We start from the raw sequence: 20,743 nt of genomic DNA, 5'->3' as shown, positions 1-20,743 counted from the left end.
AGCGGCTGCGGAGTGCCTGGGACTCGGACTCGATCAGGGCGGGGATCGCGTCCAGCCGCTCGGTCAGGGCCTCGCGGTCGGCGCGCAGCTAGCGCCGCTCGTCGTCGATGTCGAAGAGCGAGCCCTGTTCCCAGTATCCGTGATCGGCGAGACGGTCACGGATGGAGCGTTCCAGCTCGGCGAGGACCTTCCGTACGCCCTCGACCTCCTCGTCGCAGCGAGTCGCGAGGAGCTTCTCCACCGACTTGAACCTGGCGCGCGCACGGGTGCCCAGGGCGCGGGACAGCTTGTCCTTCAGCTGGGGCTGCCAGAGGGCGGTGAGCCGGTCGGTGACATCCGCGGCGGGCAGCTCCTCCGATGCTGCCGCGAGCCAGGCGTCCAGCTCGTCCTGGCGCGCGCTCTCCAGCTTGCCGCCGGTGATCGCACCCCCGGCGGTGATGATTTCCTCGTGGAGCCGGGTGCCACCGCGGCCGGAGACGACCACCCGGCCGTGGGCAACCACGGCGGGCGTACGCAGCAGATCGCCGGGCACCACGCGGGCGGTGACCCGGGACAGCTTCGCCTCCTGGCCGCCCGACCACAGCTCCGCCCGCAGCAGCCGCAGGCACATCTGGACGAGGCGGTGGCCCAGGTGGAGCAGGACCACGTCGGTGCGCCGGCGGGCATCCCGCTCGTCGAAGACCACCGGGCGTTCCCGGCCGGTCAGCGGGTGACGCAGTCCGTCGTTGCGGGCGTGGGCCCAGGCGCCGGGGAGCTCAGGGAGGCGGAAGTAGCGTGCGGGGGAGTCGCCGCCCGCCGGGTCCGGGATTTCGGTGAGGTCCTTGCGGTGGGCCAGCCCGAGGCCGGTCCGCACCACGCGCTCCACGGTCTCCGGCGTCAGGTGCAGGGTGTCGCGGCTGCCGGCGAGCTCCCCGACGAGTTTTTCCAGTTCCCTGGCCAGATCACGGTCCGTCTTGAGGGCGGCCTGACCGGATCGCCTGCTGATCTCGGCGTCGGCGGTGGTCCAGTCGGAGCGGCGGCCCAGCATCTTCTGCTCGACCTGCGCGGCGATGATCTCACCGGCGCTGCCCAGGTCCTCGCGGATCTGCTCCGTCTTGCGGGCGGCGACGGCGAGGAAGTGGAGCTCGTCCTCCAGGGTGCCGTTCGTGTGCCGGGAGTCAGGGGCGTCGTCGTCGGTGGCGGTGAAGCCCTGCCAGCCTTCGGGGACGAAGTGGAAGACGTCTACCTGGTCCGCCCGCTGGCCGTGCCGGTCGATGCGGCCGTTGCGCTGTTCGAGACGGTTGGGGTTCCACGGGATCTCCCAGTGCAGGAGGCGGTGGCAGTGGGCCTGGAGGTTGATGCCCTCACTGGCGGCGTCCGTGGCGAGAAGGATGCGGACCGGAGAGAGGGAGGGGTCTTCCTGGAAGACCGTCTTGATGTGCTCGCGCTCCTCGGGCTTCTGGCCGCCGTACAGCTGGGCGATCCGGTCCGCCGGATATCCGGCGGCGATCAGCCGGTCGAAGAGCCAGCGCTGGGTGTCGCGGTACTCGGTGAAGACGATCACCCGGTCCGGCTCCCAGTCCCCGGCCGGGCCGTTCTCGCAGACGATGGCGTCGAGCCAGCCGCGCAGAGCGACGAACTTGGCGTCCGGCCGTTTGGTGGCCGTACGCGCCCACACCGAAAGCTCCTTGAGCCGGGTGTGCTCGGCGCTGGTTAGGGTGTGCGAGGCCTGGCGGACCGCGGTCAGGGCCCGCTCCGCCGCCTCGGCATGGTCCTCGTCGCTCTCCGCCGTCTCCTCCACCCGCTCGATGAGCGGACGCAGGACCTTCTCGCTGGGGGCTTGTTCGGCTGCAGGACCCTTGGTCATGGTTGCCAGGTGCACGTCGATCGTCTCGGCGAAGGCCTTGGGGGAGGACAGGAACCGCTTCTTGAGCAGGGTGGTGACGAAGTCCGAGGCCGTGCGGGCGGCACCGGTGTCACCGGCTTCCCGGCGGGAGCGGGCGTACGCCGACAGCTTCCCGTAGGCAGCGCGTGCCTCGTCCTCGTACCGCACCTCCAGAGCGTGTGGCACCCGGTCGGGGAAGCGCGCCCTGCCGTCCCAGGTCTTGGGCAGTTCCGACTTGAGGCGGCGCACCATCACGCGGCGCAGCTGTTCGTCCGAGGGCTTCACACCCCGGGCGAAACGGTGATCGTCCAGTAGTTCCAGGAGCGCGGTGAACGACTCCAGGAAGCCGTTGTGCGGGGTGGCGGAGAGGAAGAGGCGGTGCTCGCAGTGCGGTGCGAGAGCCCGGATCGCCTTCGTACGCTGCGAATCGACGGCATACCTGCCGGTGCCGGAGGGCGCGCAGGTGTGCACCTCATCGACGACCAGCAGGTCGAAGGCGCGCGGGTACTCCGGCAGGTGCGGCAGGACCTCGCGCAGCATCCGCATCGGCCGGTCCCGCTTCAGCCAGTCCACGGAGACGATGAGACGGGGGTAGTGCATCCACGGGTTGGCGGCGTGTGGGCCCCGCGAGCGACGCAGCTCTCTGAGCAGGGCGCTGTTCACGATGCGGAAGTCCAGGCCGAACTTGTCCCGCATCTCGTCCTGCCACTGAAGGGTCAGGCCGGAAGGACAGACGATCAGCATGGTGCGGGCCCGGTGGCGGAGCATGAGCTCCTGCATGACCAGACCGGCCTCGATGGTCTTGCCGAGGCCGACGTCGTCGGCGATCAGCAGATTCGTCCGCGGCATGGACAGGGCCCGCACGACTGGGGCGAGCTGGTAGTCCTGGATCTCGGCCCCGGACCGGAAAGGGGCCTGGAGGGCGGTCTTGTCGGCGGAGGCGATCGCACCCCAGCGGACCGCGTCCAGGAAGGCGTCCAGGCGTGCCGGGGCGTCGATACCGGTGGCGGGTGAGGGGAGCTCGTACTGCTGATGGACCACCGCGCCCTGCTCCAGCTCCCAGACCACCCGGAGCTCTTCGTCGCGCGCGTCGTCCTCGACGGAGACCAGAGACACCAGGTGCGGCGCCGACGCTGCCGCAGTACGGGCGGGATTCTCGGACGAAACCGCGGAGCGGGTGACCTCGGTGACCACCCAGGGACGATTTCGCACGGTGACGAGCTGGCCGTGAGCCGGGGCGGCACTGTCCTCGTCCCTATCGATTCCGGTCCGGTCTGTTCCCACGGCCACGTCCGTCATCGATCGCACTCCCGCTCTTGTCCCCTTAACCCCTGCGAGAAGCTTAAAGGGGGAAAAGCGGCACACAGCGGGGTCGGAGGGATTGGTGGCGGGAAGGGACGCCGTCCAGTCTGTCAGAGGGTGAACGCCGGGTCTCCGGCCGACCGGAGAACGGACAGTTCCACCCGGGCCAGCGAGGCGTCCGGGATGCCGTGCAGAATCTCCACCCCGATCTCCGCCAGCCGGTGCCCGTCAGGCGGCGTGGCGCCCAGGCCGATCGCGTATCCCGCCAGGCCCTCGGCGGTGAGCGGGCGCGGCCAGATACGGGAGTCCGGGGCGCCCGCCCCGGCGAGGGCGGCGGCCAGGCCGAGGAGACGGCCGCGCAGCCGCCCCTCGTCGGGGCCGGGCGATACGGAGACGATCGCCCAGGCGGCGTGACGGAGGTGCAGGGGCGGCGGGGCGCAGAGCAGGGCGTGCGGTACGGGGTCGGAGACGGCGGCGGACTCCAGGATCTCCCAGGCGCGGAAGAGTTCCCCGGCGATGAGGTCGCGGCCTGTGGGGGAGACCTGCGAGGTGCAGGAGCGGACGGGGGCGGTTGGAGTCAGCACGGTGAGGGGAAGTTCGCCCGCCTCCCCGGAGCCGACCGGCCGGTTCCAGTCCCACGCCGCCCAGGTTTCGAAGAAGTGCCGGAGCAGCGGGAGCGGCGGCAGATCACCGGCCTCGTGGGCGGTGCGGGCCGCCAGTACGGACCAGGCGAGGCCGGGCAGTCCGCCGCACGGTGCGGAGTCCAGGCCGCGTGCCCGGGCCCAGGCCTTCACCTCGCGCGCGAGGCGGGTGAACGCGGCCCGGTGCGGGTCCGCCGCCGCGAGCACCGCGTCCGCGTCGCTCACCGCGCTGAGCGCCGTGGCCGCCGCCTCGCCCAGTTCGCTGCGGCGGGCGACCGCCACGTCCGGGGAGAGGTCACCGGTCGCGACGATCACCAGGTCGACCCGGAACCCGTCGAGGCAGAAACGCAGACCGGGTACGCGCGCACCGGTCACCTCGCGCAGATCGACGGCCTCCGGCAGGGCAGCGGTCAGCCGCTCCCGTGTCCCCGGGAGATCCCCGTCACCGGGCAGCGCAGCGACCAGGTCCACATCGGCGCCGGGCAGCGCACAGCCCATCCGCCGCGAGCCGACCGGATGGACGCGGCCCTCGGGCAGGGCGGCGGCCACCCGGCGGACGATCTCCGCCGCGTCGGCTTCCGATCCGTCCGCCGCCGCCCCGGTCAGCTCCACCCGTACCCCGAAGTGGTCCGACACGTACAGCCCATCCGGCGTCGGTACGTCGCCCAGCAGCGCCGCTGACACGGGCCGCAGCCGCTCCGAGCGGACCAGCACCCGGTCCAGCCGGGACACACGCCCCGTCAGGGAGGAGACGGCGGCCAGCGGATTGACGGACGGATCGAAGGTCGGGGTCCGGTCGCCCGCGCCGTGCACCCGGCTCCAGGCGTCCGCCATCCCCAGCCGGTCCTGCGGAGTGTCGCCGCCGTCGTTGAAGTCGCCGAGCAGCATCACATCGCCCTCGATCGCGGCCAGCCCCGCTGCCAGATCGGCCAGTTCGGCATCGCGCCGGGCGGCGCCGTTCGCCGAGTGGTCGCTGCTGAGGTGGGTGACGGCCACCGTGACCGGTCCTTCCGCGGTCTCCACGACCACGGCGGCGACCGCCTTGTGCGGGCCGAGGACATGCAGGCCCGCCTCCCGCACGGGGACTCTGCTGAGCAGCAGCAGACCGCAGTCGGCGACATCCCGGCCGGCCGGGTCCGACCAGAGGATGTAGCTCTCGCGGACCCAGGGCGTGGCCAACAACAGGCCGAGCAGGGCGGGTTCGGCCTCCTGGAGAGCGATGACATCCGCGTCCGCCGCGCGCAGGGCGTCGAGGAGCAGTGGCCGGCGCCGGGCGGTGTCGATGCGGTCGCTGTCGTAGCGGTCCCAGAGGGTGTTCCAGGTCAGCAGCGCCAGGGAAGCGGACTGCGCGGGCGTCGGCGCGTCCTCGGGCACGGGTGTCCAGGCGGCCTCCGGTACGGAGTACGCGTGCGGCGTACGGGAGGTGAAGTACGGGGACGGCAGCCGACGCGGGGTGCGTACCCGTCCGGCGTCCGACGCGTCGATCCGGTCCACGCCCGAGGACCGGTCCCACACCAGCTCACCGTCGGCCTCGAAGAACAGCACCCGGTGCCAGGGAATGTCCCCGCCGGGCGTGAACCGGGGCAGCGGCACCCGCTTGGGCACGGTCCCGCGCTGCGCCACGCCCATCACGAAGCGCGCCGGGTCGAACCGGGCGTCCCAGCGGACCCGGTGGTAGATCTCCTCGCTGGTACGCATCTACGCCCTGTCCTCCACGGTTCCGCTCGCGCCGATGTACCAGGTGCGGTGTGCCTGGCCGGGGTACGGGGGTACGAACCGGTGCAGCTGCGAGGCCAGCACCCGAGGGGGCACCGGGTGGGTGCGGCGTTCGTTGCGCCGGATCAGCTCCGCTTCGCCGACCAGGGCCACGGCGTGGGTGAGCAGCGCGTCCCTGCGCCGGGCGACCGCATGCACCAGGGAGCGCTGGTGCGCGTTGAGCGAGGTGGCGTCCCAGACGACCGTGCCACCCGCGGCGAGCGCGGTGTCCAGCCGGTCGAGCCCCTCGCGCAGCACCTCCCCGTTGGCCCTCTGATCGGCGCGCGATCCCCGGGCGAGCCGTAGATCGTCGAGCGAGAGATACGTGTCGACACCGGGCAGAGCGCGCGCGAAGGTGCTCTTGCCGCTGCCGGAGGGGCCCACCAGATGGACCAGGCGCGGGAAGTCCCCGGTCCGCCACCGCCAAGTCGCGGCGACGGCCTCCTCGGCGGTGGTGACCCGGCCCAGGGCGTATGCCTCGTGTGCCTGCGCCCGGCAGCGGTCGGCGGCCGCCGGCTCCAGATCCGCGAATGCCTCGCGCAGCCCGTCCGGTTCCTGTACGTCCTGTGCGTGCAGCGCCGACCACTCCACCTGCTCGCGCGTCCCGTCGGTGTCCGCCACGGCGGCGGCCAGCGCGTGCAGCAGTGGCAGATCGGCGGCGAACGACATCCGGACCAGGCCGGTCCTGCGCTCCTCGTCCGGGTACGGGCGGTGCAGTGCGGGGTGCAGCCCGACGAGATCCGAGATGCGCCGGGCAGATCGCATCCCCAGCGCCCCCGCCAGCGCGGGTGCCAGCTCCGCACGCCGTCCGCGGTGCAGCAACGCGGCCAGTACGCCGGTCAGCCGGTCGTCGCCCGTCCGGCCCGACGCGTCGAGGGAATCGCCCATCGCGAGGGCAGCCCCGGCGTCACCCGGTGCCGTGCCTGTCGCGTCGGCCAGCGCAGCCGCGTCGACCGGTGCCCCCGACCGTACGGCCCACAGGGCGGCGGCCGGGCCGAGCCCGTTCTCCACGACGGAGGCGTGCATCCAGTGCGTATCGGTCTGTACATGGCCGGGCCGCACCCACTTCGCCACCCGGCGCCCGAAGTCCGGTGCGCCGAAGCCGTCCGCGGGCCGTACGACGTACCCCTCCTGCCGTCCGGTGTCGGGCCGCAACGCCCGCAGCGTCTTCTCGGCCCGCGCGTCGAACACTCCGCGCCACAGCACCGGCGGCACCGGAATCCCCAGCTCGCGCAGGAGGACGACGGTCCGGTCCCAGCCCAGGCAGTGCTCCCCGTCCCAGACGGAGAAGCCGTAGAAGAAGCTCTCCAGGCCGTCGTACGGGATCGAATGGCGCGCGAACATGTTCTCCCCGCACACCCGCCACCCCTCGGGTATACGGGACCCGATCCGGCCCTGCAGCGCCTTCACCCACCCCCGCGAGGGGTGATGGGCGGAATCGAGCGAGCGGGCGTGGAGTCCGTCGGCGTAGAGCGTGGTGTTCTCGCCGTCCAGCTTCTCGGTGACGACGACCTCGCGACCGGTCAGCCCGGAGAGGTCCGCGATCCGTACGTCGTCCGAGGTGGCCCCCGGGGACCAGGGCAGATGCGCGGTGCGCGGATAGTGCGTACGCATGATCGATGCCCCTGATGACGACGGCGTGCCCGGCCGGTCACTGTAGGGGCGGGGTCGTACGACGCTCGACCGAATTACGATGAGCGGGCCCGGCACTGCTCCCGCTGCGCGCCCGCGTTTGACCGAGCGACCACGCGAGGTAAGATCCTCCGCCCGATTGGCCAGGCTCACGCCCCGTATGGCACACTGACCAGGTTGCTCGGTTGAGTGCCAATGCTGCGCGCCTCCCGCCGGGAGGACCGGAAGCGAGTCCCACAGTACTCGTCGACCCCCTGCGGGTCGGACGTACGGGAATCTTCCGGGAAGCGTCAGTGGGGCACCGGCCAGGCACCCGGTGGGTGTTCCGCCCCCGGTCTCGCGGTCCTCGGGCCCGCACCCCCTTGGTTGGGAAATCCTTCGGGAGATCTGCGTAGAGGGGATGCGACACGCCCGACCGCGTGGGTCGGAGACGGAGTCGTTAGAACCCCCGGGTTCCAGAGCGTTACGAGAGACAGGACTACTAGTAGCCATGGCGGGACAGAAGATCCGCATCCGGCTCAAGGCCTACGACCACGAGGTCATCGACTCCTCGGCGAAGAAGATCGTCGAGACGGTGACCCGCACTGGTGCGTCGGTCGCGGGCCCGGTGCCGCTGCCCACTGAGAAGAACGTGTACTGCGTCATCAAGTCGCCGCACAAGTACAAGGACTCGCGCGAGCACTTCGAGATGCGCACGCACAAGCGCCTCATCGACATCCTCGACCCCACGCCGAAGACGGTTGACTCGCTGATGCGTCTCGACCTGCCGGCGGGCGTCGACATCGAGATCAAGCTCTGAGGTGACGCGCGAGATGGCTAAGAACATTAAGGGCGTCCTGGGCGAGAAGCTCGGCATGACCCAGGTCTGGGACGAGAACAACCGGGTCGTCCCGGTGACCGTCGTCAAGGCCGGGCCCTGCGTCGTCACCCAGGTCCGCACCAACGACAGCGACGGCTACGAGTCGGTCCAGATCGCCTTCGGCGAGATCGACCCGCGCAAGGTGAACAAGCCCCTCAAGGGCCACTTCGCCAAGGCCGACGTGACCCCGCGCCGCCACCTGGTGGAGCTCCGCACCCCTGACGCCAGCGAGTACACGCTGGGCCAGGAGGTCACTGCCGAGGTGTTCGAGTCCGGCGTCAAGGTTGACGTCACGGGCAAGAGCAAGGGCAAGGGCTTCGCCGGTGTGATGAAGCGTCACAACTTCAAGGGTGGCAAGGCGTCCCACGGTGCCCACCGTGTGCACCGCATGCCCGGCTCCATCGGTGGCTGTGCCACCCCCGGCCGTGTCTTCAAGGGCATGCGCATGGCGGGTCGCATGGGCAACGAGCGTGTCACCACCCAGAACCTGACCATCCACGCGGTTGACGCGGAGAAGGGTCTGCTCCTCATCAAGGGCGCAGTCCCCGGTCCGAACGGCGGCCTCGTCCTGGTCCGTACCGCGGCCAAGGGGGCTTGAGGTAATGAGCACCATTGACATCCTTTCGCCGGCAGGCGACAAGGCCGGTACCGTCGAACTCCCCTCGGAGATCTTCGACGCGAAGACCAGCGTTCCGCTGATCCACCAGGTCGTCGTCGCACAGCTGGCAGCTGCCCGTCAGGGCACGCACAAGACCAAGACCCGCGGCGAAGTCCGTGGTGGTGGCCGCAAGCCGTACCGCCAGAAGGGCACCGGCCGCGCGCGCCAGGGTTCGACCCGTGCGCCGCAGTTCGCCGGCGGTGGCGTCGTCCACGGCCCGCAGCCGCGTGACTACTCGCAGCGGACCCCGAAGAAGATGAAGGCCGCCGCCCTGCGCGGTGCCCTCTCCGACCGGGCACGCCACTCCCGTATCCACGTCGTCACCGGCGTGGTCGACGGTGCAGTCTCCACGAAGGCCGCGAAGACGCTGTTCGGCAAGATCTCGGAGCGCAAGAACCTGCTCCTGGTCGTCGACCGCGCCGACGAGGCCGCGTGGCTGTCCGCCCGCAACCTGCCCCAGGTGCACATCCTGGAGCCGGGCCAGCTGAACACGTACGACGTGATCGTCTCTGACGACGTGGTCTTCACCCAGGCCGCCTTCGAGTCCTTCGTGTCTGGCCCCCAGACCGCTGAGACCGAAGGGAGCGACGCCTGATGAGCGAGGCGACCGTTACCAGCAAGACCTACTCGGACCCGCGCGACGTTCTCGTCAAGCCGGTCGTTTCCGAGAAGAGCTACGCGCTGCTCGACGAGAACAAGTACACGTTCATCGTCGCGCCCGGCTCCAACAAGACCCAGATCAAGCAGGCCGTGGAAGCGGTCTTCTCGGTCAAGGTCACCGGGGTCAACACGATCAACCGGCAGGGTAAGCGCAAGCGCACCAAGACCGGTTTCGGCAAGCGCGCTGACACCAAGCGCGCCATCGTGACCCTCGCCGAGGGCGACCGTATCGACATCTTCGGCGGCCCGACCTCCTGACGGAGGTCGAGTCGTCCGGAATCGGACGAGGACTGAGAAATGGGTATCCGCAAGTACAAGCCGACGACCCCGGGCCGTCGTGGCTCCAGCGTCGCCGACTTTGTCGAGATCACGCGGTCCACGCCGGAGAAGTCGCTGGTCCGCCCCCTGCACAGCAAGGGCGGCCGTAACAACGCCGGTCGTGTGACCGTTCGCCACCAGGGCGGTGGCCACAAGCGCGCCTACCGAGTGATCGACTTCCGTCGTCACGACAAGGACGGCGTGCCGGCCAAGGTCGCGCACATCGAGTACGACCCGAACCGCACCGCGCGCATCGCGCTCCTGCACTACGCGGACGGCGAGAAGCGCTACATCATCGCGCCGCGTGGCCTGACGCAGGGCGACCGTGTCGAGAACGGCCCGGCCGCCGACATCAAGCCCGGCAACAACCTGGCGCTGCGTAACATCCCGGTCGGTACGACCATCCACGCCATCGAGCTGCGGCCCGGCGGCGGCGCGAAGTTCGCCCGTTCCGCGGGTGCCTCCGTGCAGCTGCTGGCGAAGGAGGGCACCATGGCCCACCTTCGTATGCCGTCGGGTGAGATCCGCCTGGTCGACGCCCGCTGCCGCGCCACCATCGGTGAGGTCGGCAACGCCGAGCAGTCGAACATCAACTGGGGCAAGGCCGGCCGCATGCGCTGGAAGGGCGTCCGCCCGACCGTCCGCGGTGTCGCGATGAACCCGGTTGACCACCCGCACGGTGGTGGTGAGGGCAAGACCTCCGGTGGTCGCCACCCGGTCTCGCCGTGGGGTCAGAAGGAGGGTCGTACTCGCTCGCCGAAGAAGGCATCGAGCAAGTACATCGTCCGCCGCCGCAAGACGAACAAGAAGCGCTAGGAGCGGGTTTAGATGCCGCGCAGTCTCAAGAAGGGGCCCTTCGTCGACGGCCACCTCATCAAGAAGGTGGACGTACAGAACGAGGCAGGCACCAAGAACGTCATCAAGACCTGGTCCCGTCGCTCGATGATCGTCCCGGCCATGCTGGGTCACACCATCGCGGTGCACAACGGCAAGATCCACGTCCCGGTGTTCGTCACCGAGTCGATGGTCGGCCACAAGCTCGGCGAGTTCTCGCCGACTCGCACCTTCCGCGGCCACGTCAAGGACGACCGGAAGTCGAAGCGCCGCTAACCGCGGGGTGGAAACGACTATGACTTACACCGAAGGGACAACCATGGAAGCCAGGGCCCAGGCGCGGTACATCCGCGTCACGCCCATGAAGGCCCGCCGCGTGGTGGACCTCATCCGTGGCATGGATGCCACGGAGGCTCAGGCGGTCCTGCGTTTCGCCCCGCAGGCCGCGAGCGTGCCGGTTGGCAAGGTGCTGGACAGCGCCATTGCCAACGCTGCACACAACTACGACCACACCGACGCCTCTTCGCTGGTCATCAGCGAGGCGTATGTGGACGAGGGCCCGACCCTGAAGCGGTTCCGTCCGCGTGCTCAGGGCCGTGCCTACCGGATCCGTAAGCGGACCAGCCACATCACCGTGGTCGTCAGCAGCAAGGAAGGAACCCGGTAATGGGCCAGAAGGTAAACCCGCACGGGTTCCGGCTCGGCATTACCACGGACTTCAAGTCCCGTTGGTACGCCGACAAGCTGTACAAGGACTACGTCAAGGAAGACGTCGCCATTCGTCGCATGATGACGAAGGGCATGGAGCGGGCCGGCATCTCGAAGGTCGAGATCGAGCGCACCCGCGACCGCGTCCGCGTTGACATCCACACCGCCCGCCCGGGCATCGTCATCGGTCGCCGTGGCGCCGAGGCCGACCGCATCCGTGGCGAGCTGGAGAAGCTGACCGGCAAGCAGGTCCAGCTGAACATCCTCGAGGTCAAGAACCCCGAGGTGGACGCTCAGCTGGTGGCCCAGGCCGTCGCCGAGCAGCTCTCCTCCCGCGTCTCCTTCCGTCGTGCCATGCGCAAGAGCATGCAGAGCACGATGAAGGCCGGCGCCAAGGGCATCAAGATCCAGTGCGGTGGCCGCCTCGGCGGCGCCGAGATGTCCCGCTCGGAGTTCTACCGCGAGGGCCGTGTGCCCCTGCACACGCTCCGCGCGAACGTCGACTACGGCTTCTTCGAGGCCAAGACGACCTTCGGCCGCATCGGTGTGAAGGTCTGGATCTACAAGGGCGACGTCAAGAACATCGCCGAGGTCCGCGCCGAGAACGCTGCTGCCCGCGCTGGCAACCGCCCGGCCCGTGGCGGCGCTGACCGCCCGGCCGGCCGTGGTGGCCGCGGTGGCGAGCGTGGCGGTCGCGGTCGCAAGCCGCAGCAGTCCGCGCCGGCAGCCGAGGCCCCCAAGGCCGAGGCTCCCGCCGCCGCTGCTCCGGCTGAGAGCACCGGAACGGAGGCCTGACCGAAATGCTGATCCCCCGTAGGGTCAAGCACCGCAAGCAGCACCACCCGAAGCGCAGCGGTATGTCCAAGGGTGGCACGCAGGTTGCGTTCGGCGAGTACGGCATCCAGGCGCTGACCCCGGCGTACGTGACGAACCGCCAGATCGAGGCAGCTCGTATCGCGATGACCCGCCACATCAAGCGTGGCGGCAAGGTCTGGATCAACATCTACCCGGACCGCCCCCTGACGAAGAAGCCTGCCGAGACCCGCATGGGTTCCGGTAAGGGTTCTCCCGAGTGGTGGATCGCGAACGTCAAGCCCGGTCGGGTGATGTTCGAGCTGTCCTACCCGAACGAGAAGATTGCTCGTGAGGCGCTTACCCGCGCTGCTCACAAGCTTCCGATGAAGTGCCGGATCGTTCGGCGCGAGGCAGGTGAGTCGTGATGTCGGCCGGTACCAAGGCGTCCGAGCTGCGCGAACTGGGCGGCGAGGAGCTTCTCAACAAGCTCCGCGAGGCCAAGGAAGAGCTGTTCAATCTCCGCTTCCAGGCGGCGACGGGCCAGCTCGAGAACCACGGTCGGCTCAAGTCCGTCCGTAAGGACATCGCCCGGATCTACACCCTGATGCGCGAGCGCGAGCTGGGCATCGAGACGGTGGAGAGCGCCTGATGAGCGAGAAGACTGTGACTGAGACGAACACCGACCGCGGTTTCCGCAAGACCCGTGAGGGTCTGGTCGTCAGCGACAAGATGGACAAGACCGTCGTCGTCGCTGTCGAGGACCGTGTCAAGCACGCGCTGTACGGCAAGGTCATCCGCCGTACGAACAAGCTCAAGGCGCACGACGAGCAGAACGCCGCAGGCGTCGGCGACCGCGTCCTCCTGATGGAGACCCGGCCGCTGTCCGCCACGAAGCGGTGGCGCGTCGTCGAGATCCTCGAGAAGGCCAAGTAATTCCTGAGGGGCATTCCCCTCAGGCAAGTTCCGCCAGGCTCGGTGGGGGTCCGCTCCGGTAACGGAGTGGCCCCCGCCGGGAACCGGCAGACGATCAGGAGATAGACGTGATCCAGCAGGAGTCGCGACTTCGCGTCGCCGACAACACGGGTGCGAAGGAAATCCTCACCATCCGTGTTCTCGGTGGTTCGGGTCGCCGCTACGCGGGCATCGGTGACGTCATCGTCGCCACCGTCAAGGACGCGATCCCCGGTGGCAACGTGAAGAAGGGTGACGTCGTCAAGGCCGTCATCGTTCGCACCGTCAAGGAGCGTCGCCGTCAGGATGGCTCGTACATCCGCTTCGACGAGAACGCCGCCGTCATTCTGAAGAACGACGGCGACCCCCGCGGCACCCGTATCTTCGGCCCGGTGGGCCGTGAGCTGCGCGAGAAGAAGTTCATGAAGATCATCTCGCTCGCGCCGGAGGTGCTGTAAGCATGAAGATCAAGAAGGGCGACCTGGTTCAGGTCATCACCGGTAAGGACAAGGGCAAGCAGGGCAAGGTCATCGTGGCCTACCCCGCTCAGGACCGCGTCCTCGTCGAGGGTGTCAACCGGGTCAAGAAGCACACCAAGGCCGGTCAGACCGCTCGCGGTTCGCAGACCGGTGGCATCGTCACGACCGAGGCCCCCGTCCACGTGAGCAACGTTCAGCTCGTCGTGGAGAAGGACGGCAACAAGGTCGTCACGCGCGTCGGTTACCGCTTCGACGACGAAGGCAACAAGATCCGCGTTGCCAAGCGGACGGGTGAGGACATCTGATGGCTACCACCACCACTCCGCGTCTGAAGACGAAGTACCGCGAGGAAATCGCCGGCAAGCTGCATGAGGAGTTCTCGTTCGAGAACGTCATGCAGATCCCCGGTCTGGTCAAGATCGTGGTCAACATGGGTGTGGGCGACGCCGCCCGCGACTCCAAGCTGATCGACGGCGCCGTGCGCGACCTCACCACGATCACCGGTCAGAAGCCGGCCGTCACCAAGGCCCGCAAGTCCATCGCGCAGTTCAAGCTGCGCGAGGGCCAGCCGATCGGCTGCCACGTCACCCTCCGTGGTGACCGGATGTGGGAGTTCCTGGACCGTACGCTGTCGCTCGCGCTGCCGCGTATCCGTGACTTCCGTGGTCTGTCGCCGAAGCAGTTCGACGGCCGTGGCAACTACACCTTCGGTCTCACGGAGCAGGTCATGTTCCACGAGATCGACCAGGACAAGATCGACCGGGTCCGGGGCATGGACATCACCGTGGTCACCACGGCGACCAATGACGACGAGGGTCGTGCCCTCCTTCGTCACCTCGGCTTCCCGTTCAAGGAGAACTGACCGTGGCGAAGAAGTCCCTGATCGCTAAGGCCGCCCGTAAGCCGAAGTTCGGCGTCCGCGGGTACACCCGCTGCCAGCGCTGCGGCCGGCCCCACTCCGTCTACCGCAAGTTCGGCCTGTGCCGCGTGTGCCTTCGTGAGATGGCTCACCGTGGCGAGCTGCCGGGCGTGACCAAGAGCTCCTGGTAATTCTCCTTCGCCCTCTGGGCGTTGGGAATTGACGGAAGCTCTCGGTAAGCATCTGGTCGGCAGGAGTCCGCCCTCACATGCCGTAGGCTTGTGGGGTTGGGCGCCTGCCGCCCTAGACCGACTTACTACGCCGTAGGTCCCCGCACCGCACCCGTCCCGCCACTGAGTGGGGAGAGGGATGGCGCATACAGGAAACCCCGGCGAGAGAGGCCGAAGGCCAATTCATGACCATGACTGATCCCATCGCAGACATGCTCACGCGTCTGCGTAACGCGAACTCGGCGTACCACGACTCCGTCGTGATGCCGCACAGCAAGATCAAGTCGCACATCGCGGAGATCCTCCAGCAGGAGGGCTTCATCACCGGCTGGAAGGTCGAGGACGCCGAGGTCGGCAAGAACCTCGTCCTCGAGCTGAAGTTCGGCCCGAACCGCGAGCGCTCGATCGCCGGCATCAAGCGAATCTCGAAGCCGGGTCTGCGTGTATACGCAAAGTCCACCAACCTGCCGAAGGTCCTCGGCGGCCTGGGCGTGGCGATCATCTCCACGTCCCACGGTCTCCTGACCGGCCAGCAGGCCAGCAAGAAGGGCGTAGGTGGGGAAGTCCTCGCCTACGTCTGGTAGTCGGGAACGGAGGAATAGCTCATGTCGCGAATCGGCAAGCTCCCCATCCAGGTTCCCGCCGGTGTGGACGTCACCATCGATGGCCGTACGGTCGCAGTGAAGGGCCCCAAGGGCACCCTCTCGCACACCGTTGCGTCGCCGATCGAGGTCACCAAGGGTGAGGACGGCGTTCTGAACGTCGTCCGCCCGAACGACGAGCGTCAGAACAAGGCCCTTCACGGCCTGTCCCGCACGCTGGTGGCGAACATGATCACCGGTGTGACCCAGGGATACACCAAGGCGCTCGAGATCAGTGGTGTCGGTTACCGCGTCCAGGCGAAGGGCTCCAACCTGGAGTTCGCCCTGGGCTACAGCCACCCGATCCTGATCGAGGCCCCGGAGGGCATCACCTTCAAGGTGGAGTCCCCCACGAAGTTCTCCGTCGAGGGCATCGACAAGCAGAAGGTCGGCGAGACCGCGGCCAAGATCCGCAAGCTGCGGAAGCCTGACCCGTACAAGGCCAAGGGCGTCAAGTACGCCGGCGAGGTCATCCGCCGCAAGGTCGGAAAGGCTGGTAAGTAGCCATGGCATACGGCGTAAAGATCGCCAAGGGCGACGCCTACAAGCGTGCCGCCCTCAAGCGTCGCCACATCCGCGTCCGCAAGCACATCTCCGGTTCGCCGGAGCGTCCGCGCTTGGTTGTGACGCGGTCCAACCGCCACATGGTGGCCCAGGTCATCGACGACATCGCGGGCCACACGCTCGCGTCGGCGTCGACCCTGGACGTCTCCATCCGTGGTGGCGAGGGCGACAAGAGCACCCAGGCCAAGCAGGTCGGCGCCCTGGTCGCTGAGCGCGCCAAGGCCGCAGGCGTCGAGGCCGTCGTGTTTGACCGCGGTGGTAACCAGTACGCCGGGCGGATTGCCGCTCTGGCTGACGCCGCCCGTGAAGCCGGGCTGAAGTTCTAAGCCCCGGTTCCTACGCACAGCGGACGTAACAGAGAGAGGTAAATCCAATGGCTGGACCCCAGCGCCGCGGAAGCGGTGCCGGTGGCGGCGAGCGGCGGGACCGGAAGGGCCGTGACGGCGGCGCAGCTGCCGCCGAGAAGACCGCGTACGTTGAGCGCGTTGTCGCGATCAACCGCGTCGCCAAGGTTGTGAAGGGTGGTCGTCGCTTCAGCTTCACCGCGCTGGTCGTGGTGGGCGATGGTGACGGCACCGTCGGTGTCGGTTACGGCAAGGCCAAGGAAGTTCCCGCGGCCATCGCCAAGGGCGTGGAAGAAGCCAAGAAGAGCTTCTTCAAGGTTCCGCGCATCCAGGGCACCATCCCTCACCCGATCACGGGCGAGCGGGCCGCGGGTGTCGTGCTGCTGAAGCCGGCTTCCCCCGGTACCGGTGTTATCGCCGGTGGCCCGGTGCGCGCCGTTCTGGAGTGCGCCGGCGTTCACGACATCCTGTCGAAGTCGCTTGGCTCGTCCAACGCGATCAACATCGTGCACGCGACCGTGGCGGCCCTCAAGGGCCTGCAGCGTCCCGAGGAGATCGCGGCTCGCCGTGGTCTGCCCCTCGAGGACGTCGCCCCCGCGGCTCTGCTTCGTGCACGTGCGGGAGCGGGTGCGTAATGGCTCGCCTCAAGATCACGCAGACGAAGTCGTACATCGGCAGCAAGCAGAACCACCGCGACACCCTTCGTTCGCTCGGGCTCAAGCGCCTGCACGACGTGGTTGTCAAGGAGGACCGCCCCGAGTTCCGCGGAATGGTGCACACCGTCCGCCACCTCGTGACGGTTGAGGAGGTCGACTGACATGGCGGAGAACAAGCCGCTGAAGGCCCATGACCTCCGGCCCGCCCCGGGCGCCAAGACCGCCAAGACCCGTGTGGGTCGTGGTGAGGCGTCCAAGGGTAAGACCGCTGGTCGTGGTACCAAGGGCACCAAGGCCCGTTACCAGGTTCCGGAGCGCTTCGAGGGTGGGCAGATGCCCCTCCACATGCGTCTCCCGAAGCTCAAGGGCTTCAAGAACCCGTTCCGCACCGAGTACCAGGTCGTGAACCTGGACAAGCTCGCGACGCTCTACCCCGAGGGTGGAGAGGTCACCGTGGCCGACCTGGTCGCCAAGGGTGCGGTGCGCAACAACCACCTCGTCAAGGTCCTCGGACAGGGCGAGATCTCCGTGGCGCTGCAGGTTTCGGTTGACGCCGTCTCCGGCTCCGCCAAGGAGAAGATTGCCGCCGCCGGCGGCACCGTCACCGAGCTCGTCTGAGACAACTCGATGGCCTGAACATCCGACCGGGGATGCCTCTCATATGGGGCATCCCCGGTTGGTCGTTCCTAGGTGGGCATGGTCGCCGGTAAGGTGGCGTGCGTTGTTGTGTGGTAACCCCCTGGGCGCCCGCCCGGGGACCTTTGACTGTTACGTATTCGTCGATCCTCAAGACCGTCACCTCTACGCATTGCGCGGGGGTCGCAGGAGGCACCGTGCTCACCGCGTTCGCCCGGGCGTTCAAGACGCCCGACCTGCGCAAGAAGCTGCTCTTCACGCTCGGCATCATCGTGCTCTACCGGCTCGGGGCACACATCCCTGTACCGGGAGTGAGCTACGAGAACGTCCAGACCTGTGTTGATCAGGCCAGCAAGGGCAACAACAGCCTCTTCGGCCTGGTGAACATGTTCAGCGGTGGTGCACTGCTGCAGATCACGATCTTCGCGCTCGGCATCATGCCGTACATCACGGCCAGCATCATTCTTCAGCTGCTGACCGTGGTGATTCCCCGACTCGAGGCGCTCAAGAAGGAGGGGCAGTCCGGGCAGGCGAAGATTACGCAGTACACGCGTTATCTGACCGTCGCGCTCGCCATCCTCCAGGGCACCGGCCTGGTGGCCACCGCCACCAGTGGCGCACTGTTCAGCGGCTGCCCGGTCGCCGACCAGATCGTGCCGAACCAGTCGATCTTCACGACCATCGTCATGGTGATCACGATGACCGCGGGTACCGCGGCCGTCATGTGGCTCGGTGAGCTCATCACCGACCGCGGCATCGGCAACGGCATGTCGATCCTGATGTTCATCTCGATCGCCGCCAGTTTCCCCGGCGCCCTCTGGGCCATCAAGACCAGCGGCAAGCTGGCCGACGGATGGATCGAGTTCGGCACCGTCATCCTGATCGGCTTCGTGATGGTGGGCCTCGTCGTCTTCGTCGAGCAGGCCCAGCGCCGTATCCCGGTGCAGTACGCGAAGCGCATGATCGGCCGCAGGTCGTACGGCGGTACGTCGACGTACATTCCGCTGAAGGTGAATCAGGCGGGTGTGATTCCCGTCATCTTCGCTTCTTCGCTGCTCTACATCCCGGCCCTGATCGTCCAGTTCTCCAACTCCACTGCGGGCTGGGCGACCTGGATCAAGGACAACTTCGTCAAGGGCGACCACCCGTACTACATCACGGCGTACTTCCTGTTGATCGTCTTCTTCGCCTTCTTCTATGTGGCGATTTCGTTCAACCCCGAGGAAGTCGCGGACAACATGAAGAAGTATGGTGGGTTCATCCCGGGTATCCGGGCTGGTCGACCTACTGCCGAGTACCTGAGCTACGTGCTCAACAGGATCACTTGGCCGGGCTCGCTGTACTTGGGTCTGATCGCTCTTGTGCCGACGATGGCGTTGGCCGGCTTCGGTGGTGCGAACGCCAACTTCCCGTTCGGCGGGACGAGCATCCTGATCATCGTGGGTGTGGGGCTGGAGACCGTGAAGCAGATCGAGAGTCAGCTCCAGCAGCGCAATTACGAAGGGTTCCTCCGCTGATGCGAATCGTCCTCGTCGGGCCGCCCGGTGCCGGCAAGGGAACGCAGGCTGCGTACCTTGCCAAGAACCTGTCGATTCCACAGATCTCCACGGGCGATCTCTTCCGTGCCAACATCAGTCAGGGCACCGACCTTGGCAAGCAGGCCCGCGCCTTCATGGACGCAGGGCAGTTGGTGCCGGACGAGGTCACCATCGGGATGGCCAAGGACCGCATGTCCCAGCCGGACGCCGAGAACGGCTTCCTGCTGGACGGCTTCCCGCGCAATGTGGGTCAGGCCGAGGCTCTTGACGCCATGCTCAAGGACGAGGGCACCAAGCTGGACGCGGTCCTGGACCTGGAGGTCCCCGAGGACGAGGTGGTCAAGCGCATCGCCGGCCGCCGGATCTGCCGGAACGACGGCTCGCACGTCTTCCACGTGACGTACAACCCGCCGAAGACCGAGGGCGTCTGCGACACCTGCGGCGGCGAGCTGTACCAGCGCGATGACGACACCGAGGACACGGTTCGTACTCGGCTGGAGGTCTACCACACGCAGACCGAGCCGATCATCGACTACTACAGGGCCCAGAACCTGGTGGTCACCATCTCCGCGCTCGGCAAGGTCACCGATGTGACCGAGCGGGCGATGGAGGCTCTCAAGTCCGCCAAGGGCTGAGAGAACACCCCGCAGTACTTGTGCAGTCGGCCGCGGCGTCCATGGGCGCCGCGGCCGACTGTTTGCGCCGTATCGTTGAGTACGGCCGCACCCGTCACCGTTCTATGCAGGTCCGACGCAGAGAGGCGCCGCGCAATGGTGCAGATCAAGACCCCCGAGCAGATCGCGAAGATGCGTGAGGCGGGGCTGGTGGTCGCTGCCATTCACGCGGCCACCCGCGAAGCGGCGGTCCCCGGCGCCACCACGCTGGACCTGGACCAGGTCGCTCGCAAGGTGATCGCCGATCACGGTGCGAAGTCGAACTTCCTCGGGTACGGCGGGTTCCCCGCGACCATCTGCACCTCGGTCAATGAGGTCGTCGTCCATGGCATCCCGGACGACAAGACCGTCCTCAAGGACGGCGACATCATCTCCATCGACGCCGGCGCGATCGTCGACGGCTGGCACGGCGACGCCGCATACACGGCCTTCGTCGGCACCGGTCACGCACCGGAGCTGATCGAACTCTCCCGGGTCACCGAGGAGTCCATGTGGGCCGGTATCGCCGCGATGAAGGTGAACAACCGCCTCGTCGACATCTCGAAGGCGATCGAGTCCTACATCCGCCGCCAGCCCCGCCCCGCCACCGGCAAGTACGGGATCATCGAGGACTACGGCGGCCACGGCATCGGTACCGAGATGCACATGGACCCGCACCTGCTGAACTATGTCGCCCGCAAGCGCGGCAAGGGCATCAAGCTCGTGCCCGGCGTCTGCCTGGCCATCGAGCCGATGGTCTCGCTCGGTACGGCGCAGACCGAGGTGCTCCAGGACGACTGGACCGTGATCACGACGGACGGCACCTGGTCCTCCCACTGGGAGCACTCGATCGCCCTCACCGAGCAGGGCCCGCTGGTCCTGACGGCCCCCGACTGCGGCAAGGCGAAGCTGGCCCAGTACGGGATCGAGGCCGCGCCGGACCCCCTGGGCTGATCATTCGCCCGGCGGACGGAGTGCACGCAGCCGGCGGGAGCCTGCGAGGCGCCTTGGCGTCGAGCCCGTGAGGGCTGCGTGGGGGAGGGGTCGGGATCGAGGCGGCCCCGGACCCTTCCCCAGGGTCTTAAGGACCAGGGCGGCCCCATAGGCCGATTTGACCCCCTTGTGGAGGTCTAAGGATCTCCCGGGGTGGGCAAACTTGACGGATT

At 68.0% G+C, this 20,743-nt stretch carries 27 protein-coding genes; 24 read left to right on the top strand and 3 right to left on the bottom strand.

Features of this window, described 5'->3' with window-relative positions; genetic code table 11:
- Window positions 1-88 precede the first annotated feature (88 nt).
- The 3 genes from drmD to OG609_RS16435 form a co-directional block, all read right to left on the bottom strand.
- Window positions 89-3,163 (bottom strand): DISARM system SNF2-like helicase DrmD, encoded by a 3,075-nt coding sequence (drmD, locus tag OG609_RS16445; RefSeq protein ID WP_327273502.1) that lies wholly within the window; start codon window positions 3,161-3,163, stop codon window positions 89-91.
- A 113-nt stretch (window positions 3,164-3,276) separates the two neighbouring features.
- Entirely contained in the window at window positions 3,277-5,505 is a 2,229-nt protein-coding gene (locus OG609_RS16440) for a poly(A) polymerase (protein WP_327273501.1), read from the bottom strand.
- Window positions 5,506-7,176, bottom strand: a complete 1,671-nt coding sequence (locus OG609_RS16435; RefSeq protein ID WP_327273500.1) for an RNA ligase family protein — start codon at window positions 7,174-7,176, stop codon at window positions 5,506-5,508.
- Between the two features lie 508 nt (window positions 7,177-7,684).
- Here OG609_RS16435 and rpsJ point away from each other — a divergent pair.
- The 24 genes from rpsJ to map all read left to right on the top strand — a co-directional run bounded on the left by rpsJ (window position 7,685) and on the right by map (window position 20,531).
- Window positions 7,685-7,993, top strand: a complete 309-nt coding sequence (gene rpsJ, locus OG609_RS16430; RefSeq protein ID WP_003948644.1) for a 30S ribosomal protein S10 — start codon at window positions 7,685-7,687, stop codon at window positions 7,991-7,993.
- Window positions 7,994-8,006: 13 nt separating this feature from the next.
- Window positions 8,007-8,651 (top strand): 50S ribosomal protein L3, encoded by a 645-nt coding sequence (rplC, locus tag OG609_RS16425; protein ID WP_031080467.1) that lies wholly within the window; start codon window positions 8,007-8,009, stop codon window positions 8,649-8,651.
- A 4-nt stretch (window positions 8,652-8,655) separates the two neighbouring features.
- Window positions 8,656-9,306, top strand: a complete 651-nt coding sequence (gene rplD, locus OG609_RS16420) for a 50S ribosomal protein L4 (RefSeq protein ID WP_093897249.1) — start codon at window positions 8,656-8,658, stop codon at window positions 9,304-9,306.
- Entirely contained in the window at window positions 9,306-9,629 is a 324-nt protein-coding gene (gene rplW / locus OG609_RS16415) for a 50S ribosomal protein L23 (protein WP_014154589.1), read from the top strand. Before rplD ends, rplW begins: the two co-directional genes overlap by 1 nt.
- A 39-nt stretch (window positions 9,630-9,668) precedes the next feature.
- Window positions 9,669-10,505: a 50S ribosomal protein L2 gene (rplB, locus tag OG609_RS16410; RefSeq protein ID WP_093773282.1), complete on the top strand. Its 837-nt coding sequence runs from the start codon at window positions 9,669-9,671 to the stop codon at window positions 10,503-10,505.
- A 12-nt stretch (window positions 10,506-10,517) separates the two neighbouring features.
- Entirely contained in the window at window positions 10,518-10,799 is a 282-nt protein-coding gene (rpsS, locus tag OG609_RS16405; RefSeq protein ID WP_003966956.1) for a 30S ribosomal protein S19, read from the top strand.
- A 43-nt stretch (window positions 10,800-10,842) separates the two neighbouring features.
- Entirely contained in the window at window positions 10,843-11,190 is a 348-nt protein-coding gene (gene rplV / locus OG609_RS16400) for a 50S ribosomal protein L22 (RefSeq protein ID WP_004571827.1), read from the top strand.
- Entirely contained in the window at window positions 11,190-12,026 is an 837-nt protein-coding gene (gene rpsC / locus OG609_RS16395) for a 30S ribosomal protein S3 (RefSeq protein WP_103492852.1), read from the top strand. The genes rplV and rpsC overlap by 1 nt, the downstream gene beginning before the upstream one ends.
- A 5-nt stretch (window positions 12,027-12,031) precedes the next feature.
- Entirely contained in the window at window positions 12,032-12,451 is a 420-nt protein-coding gene (rplP, locus tag OG609_RS16390) for a 50S ribosomal protein L16 (protein WP_014047785.1), read from the top strand.
- A complete protein-coding gene (rpmC, locus tag OG609_RS16385) occupies window positions 12,451-12,675 on the top strand; it encodes a 50S ribosomal protein L29 (RefSeq protein WP_124716937.1) in 225 nt (74 codons plus the stop codon). Before rplP ends, rpmC begins: the two co-directional genes overlap by 1 nt.
- Complete coding sequence (gene rpsQ, locus OG609_RS16380; protein ID WP_030977953.1) at window positions 12,675-12,959, top strand: 30S ribosomal protein S17; 285 nt, start codon at window positions 12,675-12,677, stop codon at window positions 12,957-12,959. The genes rpmC and rpsQ overlap by 1 nt, the downstream gene beginning before the upstream one ends.
- 107 nt (window positions 12,960-13,066) lie before the next feature.
- Window positions 13,067-13,435, top strand: coding sequence for a 50S ribosomal protein L14 (gene rplN / locus OG609_RS16375; protein ID WP_003966950.1), 369 nt, complete (start codon window positions 13,067-13,069; stop codon window positions 13,433-13,435).
- Between the two features lie 2 nt (window positions 13,436-13,437).
- Window positions 13,438-13,761: a 50S ribosomal protein L24 gene (gene rplX, locus OG609_RS16370; protein WP_018550616.1), complete on the top strand. Its 324-nt coding sequence runs from the start codon at window positions 13,438-13,440 to the stop codon at window positions 13,759-13,761.
- Window positions 13,761-14,318 (top strand): 50S ribosomal protein L5, encoded by a 558-nt coding sequence (rplE, locus tag OG609_RS16365; protein WP_327273499.1) that lies wholly within the window; start codon window positions 13,761-13,763, stop codon window positions 14,316-14,318. Before rplX ends, rplE begins: the two co-directional genes overlap by 1 nt.
- 2 nt (window positions 14,319-14,320) lie before the next feature.
- A complete protein-coding gene (locus OG609_RS16360) occupies window positions 14,321-14,506 on the top strand; it encodes a type Z 30S ribosomal protein S14 (RefSeq protein ID WP_024491590.1) in 186 nt (61 codons plus the stop codon).
- Window positions 14,507-14,730: 224 nt separating this feature from the next.
- A complete protein-coding gene (gene rpsH / locus OG609_RS16355) occupies window positions 14,731-15,129 on the top strand; it encodes a 30S ribosomal protein S8 (protein ID WP_037688013.1) in 399 nt (132 codons plus the stop codon).
- 21 nt (window positions 15,130-15,150) lie between these two features.
- Window positions 15,151-15,690, top strand: a complete 540-nt coding sequence (rplF, locus tag OG609_RS16350; protein ID WP_030914145.1) for a 50S ribosomal protein L6 — start codon at window positions 15,151-15,153, stop codon at window positions 15,688-15,690.
- A 2-nt stretch (window positions 15,691-15,692) separates the two neighbouring features.
- Window positions 15,693-16,076 (top strand): 50S ribosomal protein L18, encoded by a 384-nt coding sequence (gene rplR / locus OG609_RS16345; protein ID WP_093540756.1) that lies wholly within the window; start codon window positions 15,693-15,695, stop codon window positions 16,074-16,076.
- Between the two features lie 47 nt (window positions 16,077-16,123).
- Window positions 16,124-16,729 carry a 30S ribosomal protein S5 gene (rpsE, locus tag OG609_RS16340; RefSeq protein ID WP_266913326.1) on the top strand — a complete coding sequence of 202 codons (606 nt, stop codon included), beginning with the start codon at window positions 16,124-16,126 and terminating at the stop codon, window positions 16,727-16,729.
- Entirely contained in the window at window positions 16,729-16,911 is a 183-nt protein-coding gene (gene rpmD / locus OG609_RS16335) for a 50S ribosomal protein L30 (RefSeq protein ID WP_018550611.1), read from the top strand. The genes rpsE and rpmD overlap by 1 nt, the downstream gene beginning before the upstream one ends.
- A gap of 1 nt (window position 16,912) precedes the next feature.
- Window positions 16,913-17,368, top strand: coding sequence for a 50S ribosomal protein L15 (rplO, locus tag OG609_RS16330; RefSeq protein ID WP_018550610.1), 456 nt, complete (start codon window positions 16,913-16,915; stop codon window positions 17,366-17,368).
- A 215-nt stretch (window positions 17,369-17,583) separates the two neighbouring features.
- Window positions 17,584-18,903 carry a preprotein translocase subunit SecY gene (secY, locus tag OG609_RS16325; RefSeq protein WP_093540755.1) on the top strand — a complete coding sequence of 440 codons (1,320 nt, stop codon included), beginning with the start codon at window positions 17,584-17,586 and terminating at the stop codon, window positions 18,901-18,903.
- A complete protein-coding gene (locus OG609_RS16320; protein WP_114246103.1) occupies window positions 18,903-19,559 on the top strand; it encodes an adenylate kinase in 657 nt (218 codons plus the stop codon). Before secY ends, OG609_RS16320 begins: the two co-directional genes overlap by 1 nt.
- A gap of 135 nt (window positions 19,560-19,694) precedes the next feature.
- Entirely contained in the window at window positions 19,695-20,531 is an 837-nt protein-coding gene (gene map, locus OG609_RS16315; protein WP_327273498.1) for a type I methionyl aminopeptidase, read from the top strand.
- The last annotated feature ends 212 nt before the right edge of the window (window positions 20,532-20,743 follow it).

It is taken from the genome of Streptomyces sp. NBC_01224 (assembly GCF_036002945.1).
In the GTDB taxonomy this organism is placed as follows: domain Bacteria; phylum Actinomycetota; class Actinomycetes; order Streptomycetales; family Streptomycetaceae; genus Streptomyces.
The sequence above is the reverse complement of the archived record's forward strand: the minus strand, read 5'-3'. Positions and strand labels throughout refer to the sequence as shown.

Bases quoted from the DNA above. Each gene is read 5' to 3' on its own strand.
- rpsC (WP_103492852.1), top strand. From the start codon at position 11,190: ATGGGCCAGAAGGTAAACCCGCACGGGTTCCGGCTCGGCATTACCACG.
- rplO (WP_018550610.1), top strand. From the start codon at position 16,913: ATGGCGGAGAACAAGCCGCTGAAGGCCCATGACCTCCGGCCCGCCCCG.
- rplW (WP_014154589.1), top strand. From the start codon at position 9,306: ATGAGCGAGGCGACCGTTACCAGCAAGACCTACTCGGACCCGCGCGAC.
- rpsS (WP_003966956.1), top strand. From the start codon at position 10,518: ATGCCGCGCAGTCTCAAGAAGGGGCCCTTCGTCGACGGCCACCTCATC.
- OG609_RS16435 (WP_327273500.1), bottom strand. From the start codon at position 7,176: ATGCGTACGCACTATCCGCGCACCGCGCATCTGCCCTGGTCCCCGGGG.
- rplB (WP_093773282.1), top strand. From the start codon at position 9,669: ATGGGTATCCGCAAGTACAAGCCGACGACCCCGGGCCGTCGTGGCTCC.
- map (WP_327273498.1), top strand. From the start codon at position 19,695: ATGGTGCAGATCAAGACCCCCGAGCAGATCGCGAAGATGCGTGAGGCG.
- drmD (WP_327273502.1), bottom strand. From the start codon at position 3,163: ATGACGGACGTGGCCGTGGGAACAGACCGGACCGGAATCGATAGGGAC.
- OG609_RS16440 (WP_327273501.1), bottom strand. From the start codon at position 5,505: ATGCGTACCAGCGAGGAGATCTACCACCGGGTCCGCTGGGACGCCCGG.
- rplP (WP_014047785.1), top strand. From the start codon at position 12,032: ATGCTGATCCCCCGTAGGGTCAAGCACCGCAAGCAGCACCACCCGAAG.
- rpsE (WP_266913326.1), top strand. From the start codon at position 16,124: ATGGCTGGACCCCAGCGCCGCGGAAGCGGTGCCGGTGGCGGCGAGCGG.
- rpsQ (WP_030977953.1), top strand. From the start codon at position 12,675: ATGAGCGAGAAGACTGTGACTGAGACGAACACCGACCGCGGTTTCCGC.
- rplD (WP_093897249.1), top strand. From the start codon at position 8,656: ATGAGCACCATTGACATCCTTTCGCCGGCAGGCGACAAGGCCGGTACC.
- rplE (WP_327273499.1), top strand. From the start codon at position 13,761: ATGGCTACCACCACCACTCCGCGTCTGAAGACGAAGTACCGCGAGGAA.
- rplC (WP_031080467.1), top strand. From the start codon at position 8,007: ATGGCTAAGAACATTAAGGGCGTCCTGGGCGAGAAGCTCGGCATGACC.
- OG609_RS16320 (WP_114246103.1), top strand. From the start codon at position 18,903: ATGCGAATCGTCCTCGTCGGGCCGCCCGGTGCCGGCAAGGGAACGCAG.
- rpmD (WP_018550611.1), top strand. From the start codon at position 16,729: ATGGCTCGCCTCAAGATCACGCAGACGAAGTCGTACATCGGCAGCAAG.
- rpsH (WP_037688013.1), top strand. From the start codon at position 14,731: ATGACCATGACTGATCCCATCGCAGACATGCTCACGCGTCTGCGTAAC.
- rpsJ (WP_003948644.1), top strand. From the start codon at position 7,685: ATGGCGGGACAGAAGATCCGCATCCGGCTCAAGGCCTACGACCACGAG.
- rpmC (WP_124716937.1), top strand. From the start codon at position 12,451: ATGTCGGCCGGTACCAAGGCGTCCGAGCTGCGCGAACTGGGCGGCGAG.
- rplV (WP_004571827.1), top strand. From the start codon at position 10,843: ATGGAAGCCAGGGCCCAGGCGCGGTACATCCGCGTCACGCCCATGAAG.
- rplF (WP_030914145.1), top strand. From the start codon at position 15,151: ATGTCGCGAATCGGCAAGCTCCCCATCCAGGTTCCCGCCGGTGTGGAC.
- rplX (WP_018550616.1), top strand. From the start codon at position 13,438: ATGAAGATCAAGAAGGGCGACCTGGTTCAGGTCATCACCGGTAAGGAC.
- rplR (WP_093540756.1), top strand. From the start codon at position 15,693: ATGGCATACGGCGTAAAGATCGCCAAGGGCGACGCCTACAAGCGTGCC.